At 67.9% G+C, this 9683-nt stretch carries 9 protein-coding genes and 1 pseudogene; 9 read left to right on the top strand and 1 reads right to left on the bottom strand.

What is annotated here, in order from left to right; genetic code table 11:
* From AB0L65_RS62495 to AB0L65_RS62460, 8 genes and pseudogenes are all read left to right on the top strand, one after another.
* Positions 1-251 (top strand): annotated as a pseudogene (locus AB0L65_RS62495) (NADH-quinone oxidoreductase subunit H); the annotation flags it as partial.
* Entirely contained in the window at positions 238-753 is a 516-nt protein-coding gene (gene nuoI / locus AB0L65_RS62490; RefSeq protein ID WP_363985821.1) for an NADH-quinone oxidoreductase subunit NuoI, read from the top strand. The pseudogene AB0L65_RS62495 and the gene nuoI, both read left to right, overlap by 14 nt.
* Complete coding sequence (locus AB0L65_RS62485; protein WP_364267398.1) at positions 746-1555, top strand: NADH-quinone oxidoreductase subunit J; 810 nt, start codon at positions 746-748, stop codon at positions 1553-1555. The genes nuoI and AB0L65_RS62485 overlap by 8 nt, the downstream gene beginning before the upstream one ends.
* Positions 1552-1848, top strand: a complete 297-nt coding sequence (gene nuoK, locus AB0L65_RS62480) for an NADH-quinone oxidoreductase subunit NuoK (protein ID WP_185069996.1) — start codon at positions 1552-1554, stop codon at positions 1846-1848. The genes AB0L65_RS62485 and nuoK overlap by 4 nt, the downstream gene beginning before the upstream one ends.
* A 70-nt stretch (positions 1849-1918) precedes the next feature.
* Complete coding sequence (nuoL, locus tag AB0L65_RS62475) at positions 1919-3766, top strand: NADH-quinone oxidoreductase subunit L (protein ID WP_364267404.1); 1848 nt, start codon at positions 1919-1921, stop codon at positions 3764-3766.
* Positions 3766-5325, top strand: coding sequence for an NADH-quinone oxidoreductase subunit M (locus AB0L65_RS62470; protein ID WP_350733443.1), 1560 nt, complete (start codon positions 3766-3768; stop codon positions 5323-5325). The genes nuoL and AB0L65_RS62470 overlap by 1 nt, the downstream gene beginning before the upstream one ends.
* Positions 5322-6905, top strand: coding sequence for an NADH-quinone oxidoreductase subunit NuoN (gene nuoN / locus AB0L65_RS62465; protein WP_364267395.1), 1584 nt, complete (start codon positions 5322-5324; stop codon positions 6903-6905). The genes AB0L65_RS62470 and nuoN overlap by 4 nt, the downstream gene beginning before the upstream one ends.
* 11 nt (positions 6906-6916) lie before the next feature.
* Positions 6917-7906, top strand: a complete 990-nt coding sequence (locus AB0L65_RS62460) for a polyprenyl synthetase family protein (protein ID WP_364267392.1) — start codon at positions 6917-6919, stop codon at positions 7904-7906.
* Here AB0L65_RS62460 and rarD read toward each other — a convergent pair.
* A complete protein-coding gene (gene rarD / locus AB0L65_RS62455; protein ID WP_364267389.1) occupies positions 7874-8797 on the bottom strand; it encodes an EamA family transporter RarD in 924 nt (307 codons plus the stop codon). The two genes, AB0L65_RS62460 and rarD, sit on opposite strands and share 33 nt — an antisense overlap.
* A 123-nt stretch (positions 8798-8920) precedes the next feature.
* On the opposite strand from rarD, the gene msrA reads away from it, so the two are divergent.
* Positions 8921-9577 (top strand): peptide-methionine (S)-S-oxide reductase MsrA, encoded by a 657-nt coding sequence (gene msrA / locus AB0L65_RS62450; RefSeq protein WP_364267386.1) that lies wholly within the window; start codon positions 8921-8923, stop codon positions 9575-9577.
* Positions 9578-9683: the final 106 nt, after the last annotated feature.

Genomic DNA, 9683 nt, shown 5'->3' with positions numbered 1-9683 from the left:
TGATGCTCAACGAGGAGTCCCGGATGATCGCCCTCGTGGTCACCGGGATCATCGTGATCGGCGGGCTGGCCATCTGGATGCGGTTCGACACCGTCAACCAGCGGCGCAAGGAGGCCCAGAAGGCCCAGGTCGAGGCCGAGTTCGAGGAACTGTCCGAAGAGCCGACGGCAGGTGGCTTCCCGGTGCCGCCGCTCGATCTGCCGCACTACCACGGGGTGCAGCACAAGGAGATTCCCAGTGGGACTAACTGATTGGCTGAATCCCGTCAAGGGCTTCGGGGTCACCTTCCACACGATGTTCAAGAAGCCCGTCACGACGAACTACCCGGAGGAGAAGAAGCCGACGGCTCCTCGCTTCCACGGGCGTCACCAGCTCAACCGCTGGCCTGACGGGCTGGAGAAGTGCGTCGGCTGCGAGCTGTGCGCCTGGGCGTGTCCGGCCGACGCGATCTTGGTCGAGGGCGCGGACAACACCGACGAGGAGCGTTTCTCGCCGGGTGAGCGTTACGGGCGCACGTACCAGATCAACTATCTGCGGTGCATCCTCTGCGGTCTGTGCATCGAGGCCTGCCCGACCCGGGCGCTCACCATGACCAACGAGTACGAGCTCGCCGACACCTCCCGCGAGAGCCTCATCTTCACCAAGGAGATGCTGCTCGCGCCGCTGACCCAGGGCATGGAGCAGCCCCCGCACCCCATGCGGCTCGGTGAGACCGAAGAGGACTACTACCGGCTGGGGCGGACCAATGGGTGAGACCGTCACGTTCTGGGTGCTCGCCGTCGTGTCCGTCGGCGCCGCGCTCGGCATGGTCTTCAACAGGAAGGCCGTGTACTCCGCGCTGATGCTCGGCACGGTGATGCTCTCCCTCGCGGTCCTGTACGCCGTGCAGGACGCGCCCTTCCTGGCCGCGGTGCAGATCATCGTCTACACCGGCGCGATCATGATGCTGTTCCTGTTCGTGCTCATGCTGGTGGGCGTCGACTCCTCCGACTCCTTCGTCGAGACGCTGAAGGGCCAGCGCGTCTGGGCCTCTCTCGCGGCCCTCGGCTTCCTGGTGCTGGTCGTCCTGGCCTTCGGCAACGCGATCTTCGCCGACCAGGCGGGGCTGGCGCAGGCCACGGCGCAGGGCGGCTACATCCGCTCGATCGCGCTGCTGCTGTTCACCAAGTACGTGTTCGCGTTCGAGATCACCTCGGCGCTGCTGATCACGGCGGCGCTGGGCGCGATGGTGCTGGCGCACCGCGAGCGGCTCACCGAGAAGCCGACGCAGAAGGACCTGGCCCGCGCCAGGTTCCTCGGCGACCAGCCCTCGGCGCTGCCCGGCCCCGGCACCTACGCCAGGAGCAACGCCATCGACATGCCGGCGCTGCTGCCCGACGGGTCGGTCGCTCCGTCCTCGGTCAACCGGTACATCGCCCGCTACGACGTGGAGCACGACCACCTGCCGGCCGACCCGAAGCTCGCCGAGGCCATCAAGCACACGGCCGAGGAAGACGCCGAGGAGCACGCCATCGAGCGGGATGACAGCGAGCAGAACAATGAGGTGACCAAGTGACGACGCACTACCTCGTCCTGTCCGGCCTGTTGTTCGCCATCGGCGCTCTGGGTGTGCTGATCCGGCGCAACGCGATCGTGGTGTTCATGTGCGTGGAGCTCATGCTCAACGCCTGCAACCTCGCCTTCGTCACCTTCTCCAGGCAGGTCGGCAACCTGGAGGGCCAGATCATCGCGTTCTTCGTGATGGTGGTGGCCGCGGCCGAGGTCGTGGTCGGCCTGGCCATCATCGTGACGATCTTCCGAACCCGCAGGTCCGCGTCGGTCGACGACGCCAACCTGCTGAAGTACTAAGAGGTGACTGGTGGAATCTCCTGTTGAGATCATCCAGCACACCGGCGGCGTGATCGGGGTCTCCTGGCTGATGATCGCCCTCCCTCTCGTGGGGGCGGCCATCCTGCTGGTGCTGGGCCGGTTCACCAACCGCTGGGGCCATCTGCTGGGCGTGGCCATGTCCCTCGCCTCGTTCGTCGTGGCGGTGCTGGCGTTCTTCGAGCTCGTCGGGTTCGGGGAAGAGCAGCGCCGGAGGGCGGTCGAGCTCTACGACTTCATCCCCGGCCTGGTGAAGATGGGGCTGCTGATCGACCCGCTGTCGATCAGCTTCGCGCTGTTGATCACCGGTGTGGGTTCGCTGATCCACATCTACTCGATCGGCTACATGTCGCACGACGAGCACCGGCGCAGGTTCTTCGGATACCTGAACCTGTTCGTCTCCGCGATGCTCCTGCTGGTGCTGTCCGACAACTACGTGGGCCTGTTCATCGGCTGGGAGGGCGTCGGTCTGGCGTCGTACCTGCTGATCGGGTTCTGGCAGTTCAAGCCGTCGGCGGCGGTCGCGGCGAAGAAGGCGTTCGTCGTCAACCGCGTCGGTGACTTCGGCCTGCTGGTCGGCATGTTCGTCATCTGGACCACGTTCGGCACGCTGACCTTCAAGAGCCTCGGCGAGCAGATCACGCCGGGCCAGGAGAACGGCACCATGCTGGCCATCGGCCTGCTGCTGCTGCTCGGCGCGTGCGGCAAGTCCGCCCAGCTCCCGCTGCAGTCCTGGCTCCTGGACGCCATGGAGGGCCCGACCCCCGTGTCGGCCCTGATCCACGCCGCGACCATGGTCACCGCCGGCGTCTACCTGGTGGTCCGCTCGGGGGCGTTCTTCTTCCCCGAGGGCTCGGGCGCGGCGCTCGCCGTCACCATCGTCGGCGCGGCCACGCTGCTCGCCGGTGCGATCATCGGTTGCGCGAAGGACGACATCAAGAAGGGCCTGGCCGGTTCGACGATGTCGCAGATCGGCTACATGATGCTCGGCGCGGGCCTCGGCCCCGCGGGGTACGCGTTCGCGATCGGTCACCTGATCACGCACGGCTTCTTCAAGGCCGACATGTTCCTCGGCGCCGGTTCGGTCATGCACGGCATGAACGACGAAGTGGACATGCGGAAGTACGGCGGGCTGCGCAAGGTCATGCCGATCACCTTCGTGACGTTCTTCATCGGCTATCTGGCGATCATCGGGTTCCCGCTGCTGTCCGGTTACTTCACCAAGGACGGCATCATCGAGACCGCGGTGCACCACCAGCCGGTGCTGGGCTGGCTGGCCGTGCTGGGCGCCGGCATCACGGGCTTCTACATGTCGCGGATGGTCTTCATGACCTTCTTCGGCGAGAAGCGCTGGGCCGAGGACGCGCACCCGCACGAGTCGCCGGCCGTCATGACCTGGCCGCTGATCATCCTGTCGATCGGCTCGATCGGTCTGGGCGGCTACCTCGTCCTGGGCGGCACGCTGTACACCTTCCTGCGGCCCGCCGTGGGTGGCGACGCGACCCCTCCGGAGTTCGTGTTCACCAGCCCTCCCGGTCTCGCCACGCTCGCGCTCGTCGCGGTCGGCGCGGCCTTCGCCTGGATGAGGTACGGCCGGGCCGAGGTGCCCGTCGTGCAGCCGCGCGGGTCGTTCCTCACCACGTTCGCCCGCCGTGACCTCTACGGCGACGCGCTCAACGAGTCGCTCTTCATGCGCCCCGGCCAGTGGCTGACCCGCATCGCGGTGTTCTTCGACAACCGCGGCATCGACGGGCTGGTCAACGGCCTGGCCGCGGGCATCGGGGGCACTTCGGGGCGCCTGCGGAGGCTCCAGACGGGCTTCGCCAGAACGTACGCGCTGTCCATCTTCATCGGTGCCGCCCTGCTGACCGGCGCCCTGCTCCTCGTTGGGAACCTCTGATGTCACCCTGGCTTCCGATACTCATGGCGGTGCCCGTGGTGGGCGCCATCGTGGTGGCCCTGCTTCCCAAGGGCAGTGACAAGCTGGCCAAGCAGGTCACCCTGCTGGTCTCGCTGCTGACGCTGGTCCTCACGGGTGTCATGGCCGCCGGGTTCAAGCCGGCCGGTCCGCGCTTCCAGTTCACCGCCGAGTACAACTGGATCCCGAGCTTCGGCGTGAAGTTCGGGGTCGGCGTGGACGGCGTCGCGCTCGTCCTGATCGCGCTCTCGGTGGTGCTGGTGCCGATCGTGGTGCTGGCCTCCTGGCACGACGCCGACGGCGTCAAGACCGCCGACGGCACGCTCATCACGCCCAAGCGGTCGGTGAAGACGTACTTCTCGCTGCTGCTGGTGCTCGAGACGATGATGATCGGCGTCTTCGCGGCGACCGACATCTTCCTCTTCTACGTGTTCTTCGAAGCCATGCTGATCCCGATGTACTTCATGATCGGGTCGTACGGCGGCGCCCAGCGGTCCTACGCGGCCGTCAAGTTCCTGCTGTACTCGCTGTTCGGCGGCCTGCTCATGCTGGTCGCGGTCATCGGGCTCTACGTGGTCGGCGGCAGCAAGACCTTCATGTTCCCCGAGCTGATCGGGGTCGTGCAGGACCCGGCCATGCAGAAGTGGCTGTTCGCGGGCTTCTTCATCGCCTTCGCGATCAAGGCGCCGCTCTGGCCGGTGCACACCTGGCTGCCCGACGCGGCCGCGCAGGCTCCGGCCGGTGCCGCCGTGCTGCTGGTGGGCGTGCTGGACAAGGTCGGCACGTTCGGGATGCTCCGCTTCTGCCTGGAGCTGTTCCCCGACGCGGCCAAGGCGTTCACGATGCCGATCGTCGTACTGGCGGTCATCAGCATCATCTACGGCGCCATCGTGGCGATCGGGCAGACCGACATGAAGCGCCTCATCGCGTACACGTCGATCTCGCACTTCGGGTTCATCGTGCTCGGCGTGTTCGCCATGTCGTCGGTCGCCCAGTCCGGCGCGGCCCTCTACATGGTCAACCACGGCTTCGCCACCGGCGCGCTGTTCCTGGCCGCGGGCTTCCTCATCGCCAGGCGCGGCTCGCCGTTCATCGGGGACTACGGAGGCGTGCAGAGCGTCGCGCCGGTGCTCGCGGGCTTCTTCCTGGTCGCGGGTCTGGCCGGTCTCTCGCTGCCGGGGCTCTCCTCGTTCGTGAGCGAGTTCATGGTCATGGTCGGCACGTACTCCAGCCAGGCCCACGGGTCGGGCGCCCTGACGGTGGCCGCGGTGGTCGCCGCGGTGGCGGTCATCCTCGCCGCCGTCTACATCCTGTGGATGGTCCAGCGGGCCATGAACGGGCCGACGGCCGAGCCGGTCAAGGCGTTCAAGGACCTGAACGCCCGCGAGATCTGGGTGCTGGCCCCGCTGGTCGCCCTGATCATCGGCTTCGGCTTCTTCCCCAAGCCGCTGCTGGACGTGATCAACCCGTCGGTGCACCAGACGCTGACCAACGTGAAGGTGCCCACCTCCACCATCGCTGAGAAGGGGACAGGTCAGTGAACTCCATCCCAGCGCCGACGATCGAGTACGGCACGCTGGCGCCGCTGCTGGTGGTGTTCGGCGCGGCCGTCATCGGAGTGCTCGTCGAGGCGTTCGCGCCGCGATACCTGCGTAAGTCGATCCACGTTCCGCTCACCCTGCTGAGCCTGTTCGGCGCGTTCGCCCTGGTGCTCGTCCAGGTGCTGCGCGGCAACGTGCCCACCGCGCCGGTCGCCATGGGCGCGGTCGCGGTGGACGGGCCCGCGCTGTTCATCTGGGGCGTCATCCTCGTCCTGTCGTTCGTGTGCGTGCTGCTGATCAACGACGAGGGTCACTTCGTCGCCTCGGCCGCGGCCGTGCCCGGCAGCGCCGACGAGGAGGAGGCCGAGGCCGCGGGCGGCGGGCACACCGAGGTGTACCCGCTGGTGCTGTTCGCGGTCGGCGGCATGCTGCTCTTCCCGGCCGCCCACGACCTGCTGATGATGTTCGTGGGCCTCGAGGTCATGTCGCTGCCGCTCTACCTGCTGTGCGGCCTGGCCCGCCGGCGTCGCCTGCTCTCGCAGGAGGCGTCCATGAAGTACTTCCTGCTGGGCGCGTTCTCCTCGGCCTTCTTCCTGTACGGCACCGCGATGGTGTACGGCTTCGCCGGCACCGTCTCGCTGCCGGGCATCAACGAGGCCATGGCCAGGAGCGCCACGCTCGACCCGATCCTGATGCTCGGTCTCGCGCTGCTCGGCGTGGGCCTGCTGTTCAAGATCGGTGCGGCGCCGTTCCACGCCTGGAAGCCGGACGTCTACCAGGGCGCTCCGACGCCCATCACCGCCCTCATGGCCTCCGGCACGCTGGTCGCGGCCATGGGCGCCGTGCTGCGGGTGTTCTGGGTGGGTCTGGGCAACCTCGACTGGAACTGGCGGCCGATCATCTGGGGCGTCGCCGCCCTGACCATGATCGTCGGCTCGATCCTGGCGATCACGCAGACCGAGATCAAGAGGATGCTGGCGTACTCGTCCATCGCGCACGCGGGCTTCCTGCTCGTCGGCGTGATGGCCACGTTCGGCTCCGCCGAGCAGAACGCGGTCTCCCTGAAGGCGATCCTGTTCTACCTGGCGGTCTACGGCATCACGACGGTCGGCGCGTTCGCGGTGGTCACGCTCGTACGCGACCCGGGCGGCGAGGCCGGTCACCTGTCGCGCTGGGCCGGGCTCGGTAAGCGCGCGCCGGTGCTGGCCGGGGTGTTCGCCTTCTTCCTGCTGGCCTTCGCCGGCATCCCGCTCACGAGCGGCTTCTTCGGCAAGTACGCCGTCTTCGCCGCCGCTCTGAACAGTGGCACGCAGCCCGGCGACTCGATGGGCGGCTGGATGGCCGGCCTGGTCGTGGTGGGTGTGGTGGCCTCGGCCATCGCCGCGTTCTTCTACGTCCGCGTGATCGTGCTGATGTTCTTCAGCGAGCCGGCGGCCGACGGCCCGGCGATCGCGGTGCCCAGTATGGGGACCGTGGCCGTCATCGCCGTTTCGTTGCTGGTTACCGTAGGAGTGGGGCTCTACCCGGAGTCCGTGCTCGGCGTCGCCAACGACGCCGCACACAGCCTGTTCATCAGATAAGGGGATCTCGTATGTCTGCGCCTCCCGTGGTTGACCTTCCCATCGAGGACGAACGGCTGGCGCAGGACGTGGCCACCGGACTGGCCGCGGTCGAGAAGCTCCTGCGTTCGTCGGTGGAGAGCGAGGACGCCTTCGTCACGGAGGCGTCCAAGCACCTCATCGAGGCCGGTGGCAAGCGGTTCCGCACGCTGATGCTGCTGCTGGCCGCGCAGTTCGGCGACCCGTCCGCGCCGGGGGTCGTGCCCGGCGCGGTGGTGATCGAGCTGACCCACCTGGGTTCGCTCTACCACGACGACGTCATGGACGAGGCCCCGGTCCGCCGGGGCTCCCCGTCCGCCAACGCCCGGTGGGACAACACCGTGGCCATCCTCACCGGCGACTATCTGTTCGCCCAGGCGTCCGACCTCCTCGCGGACCTCGGTCCCGAGCTGATCCGCATCCAGGCTCAGACGTTCTCCCGCCTCGTCCAGGGGCAGATCCGCGAGACCGTCGGCCCGCGCGACGGCGAGGACCCGATCGGCCACTACCTGAGCGTGCTCGCCGACAAGACCGGCTCCCTGATCGCCGCCTCCGGCCGCTTCGGCGCGCTGCTGTCCGGCGCGCCCGCGGACGTCGAGGAGCGGCTCAGCCGCGCCTGTGAGGCCATCGGGGTGGCCTGGCAGCTCGGTGACGACCTGCTGGACGTGGCCTCGTCCGGCGCCCAGTCGGGCAAGACGCCGGGGACCGACCTGCGGGAGGGGATCAGGACCCTCCCGGTTCTGTACGCTCTGGCGTCGGAGGAGCCCTCGCGGCTGCGTGAGCTGCTGGCGGGTCCGGTGGCCGAGGATGATGTGGAGGAGGCGCTGACCCTGCTCCGCGCCGACCCGGCGATGGCCCAGGCGCGGGCGGAGCTGGAATCCTGGGTGGACCGCGCCCGTGCCGACGTCTCCGGCCTTCCCGACATCCCCGCCAGGTCCGCATTTTTGGCGCTATGTGACTACGTGGTCCAGCGTTCCGGCTGATTTCCTGACTCGCTTCGCGGCGCGAGCCGTCCTGAAGCCGTCGTACGTGAAGATCGCCAGGGCCAGCCAGACGATCGAGAAGCCGATCCACCGACTGGACGGCATGGTCTCCTTGGCGATCAGCACGCCGCACGCGAACTGCAGGACCGGCGCGATGTACTGCAGCAGCCCCATGGTGCTGAGCGGCACCCGGATGGCCGCCGCCCCGAAGCAGATCAGCGGGATGGCGGTGCCGATCCCGCCGCCGATCAGCAGCAGGGCGTGCCCGAGGCCCTGGTCGGCGAACGTTCCCTGCCCGCCTGCGTGCAGGAAGAAGATGTAGCCGAGCGCCGGGAGGATCAGCACCAGGGTCTCGATCGCGAGGCCCTCGGTGGCCGGCACGTTGGCCCGCTTCTTCAGCAGCCCGTACACGCCGAAGCTCAATGCCAGCGTCAGCGCGATCCACGGCAGCCGCCCGTAGTCGAACGTCAGCACCAGCACCGCCAGGGCCCCGAACCCGACGGCCACCCACTGCAGCGGCCGCAGCCGCTCCCGCAGCAGGACCACCCCGAACAGCACGTTGACGAGCGGATTGATGAAGTAGCCCAGGGCGCTCTCGACGACGTGCCCGCTGTTGACGGCGTAGATGTAGGTGCCCCAGTTGAGGGTCACGACCATGGCCGCCAGCACCAGCAGGCTCAGCTTCATGGGCTGCTTGAGCAGTGGGCGGAACCAGGACCAGTGTCTGCGCACCGCCAGCACGGCCGCGACGGCGACCAGCGACCACACCATCCGGTGGGCGAGGATCTCAACGGCTCCGGAAGGCTTGAGGAGCGGCCAGTAGAGGGGGAACAGCCCCCACATCGTGTAGGCGGCGATCCCGAACAAGACACCGCGCCGAAGGTCAGGCATGAACCCCATCTTCGGGCATTACTACCTTTAAACACAAATGCCTCTCACTATACGGAAATGTGTAGAGCTCCTAAAGCGTTAGAGCCTATGTACTCTGGGACGAGACCTACTGGAGGTAGTGCCATGGGCTGGCTGTTCGGCGGCAACAAGACATCGATGGTCCGACCCGAGGACGCCCTCCCCGGCCGCCCGGACCCCATGCCGATCCCGTCGCGCCACGCGGTCCTCGACGCCCCCCTCACCCCGCCCGAGGGCCTCGAGATCGCCGACTTCGGCCTCGGCTGCTTCTGGGGCGCGGAGCGCAAGTTCTGGCAGACGCCCGGCGTCGTCACGACGGCGGTCGGATACCAGGGCGGCTACACGCCCAACCCGACGTACGAGGAGGTCTGCAGCGGCCTCACGGGTCACACGGAGGCCGTCAGGGTGGCCTTCGACCCGGCGAAGGTGTCGTACGAGGAGCTCCTGAAGGTCTTCTGGGAGGCCCACGACCCGACCCAGGGCATGCGCCAGGGCAACGACGTGGGCACGCAGTACCGGTCGGCGATCTACTACCACTCACCGGAGCAGCAGAAGGCCGCGGAGGCGTCGCGGGACGCGTACCAGGGGGTCCTGAAGCAGGCGGGCTACGGCGAGATCACCACCGAGCTGGCCCCCGCGGGCCCGTTCCACTACGCGGAGGGGTATCACCAGCAATACCTGTACAAAGTGCCCAATGGGTACTGCGGGATCGGCGGGACGGGCGTCGCCTGCCCGGTCGGGTTGACGTCCGGTGAGGCGTAACCCTCTGGGAGAGCTAGTGGCCCGTCACGCAACCTTGGCCGGGTAACTGGTCCAGCTTCGGATGGGCGAAGTGGCGGCGAAGCCGGTTTTCGGTTGGGCACGGGCG

Source organism: Nonomuraea sp. NPDC052116, assembly GCF_040680035.1.
In the GTDB taxonomy this organism is placed as follows: Bacteria; Actinomycetota; Actinomycetes; order Streptosporangiales; family Streptosporangiaceae; genus Nonomuraea; species Nonomuraea angiospora_A.
The sequence above is the reverse complement of the archived record's forward strand: the minus strand, read 5'-3'. Positions and strand labels throughout refer to the sequence as shown.

Bases quoted from the DNA above. Each gene is read 5' to 3' on its own strand.
- AB0L65_RS62485 (WP_364267398.1), top strand. From the start codon at position 746: ATGGGTGAGACCGTCACGTTCTGGGTGCTCGCCGTCGTGTCCGTCGGC.
- nuoL (WP_364267404.1), top strand. From the start codon at position 1,919: ATGATCGCCCTCCCTCTCGTGGGGGCGGCCATCCTGCTGGTGCTGGGC.
- AB0L65_RS62470 (WP_350733443.1), top strand. From the start codon at position 3,766: ATGTCACCCTGGCTTCCGATACTCATGGCGGTGCCCGTGGTGGGCGCC.
- AB0L65_RS62460 (WP_364267392.1), top strand. From the start codon at position 6,917: ATGTCTGCGCCTCCCGTGGTTGACCTTCCCATCGAGGACGAACGGCTG.
- rarD (WP_364267389.1), bottom strand. From the start codon at position 8,797: ATGCCTGACCTTCGGCGCGGTGTCTTGTTCGGGATCGCCGCCTACACG.
- msrA (WP_364267386.1), top strand. From the start codon at position 8,921: ATGGGCTGGCTGTTCGGCGGCAACAAGACATCGATGGTCCGACCCGAG.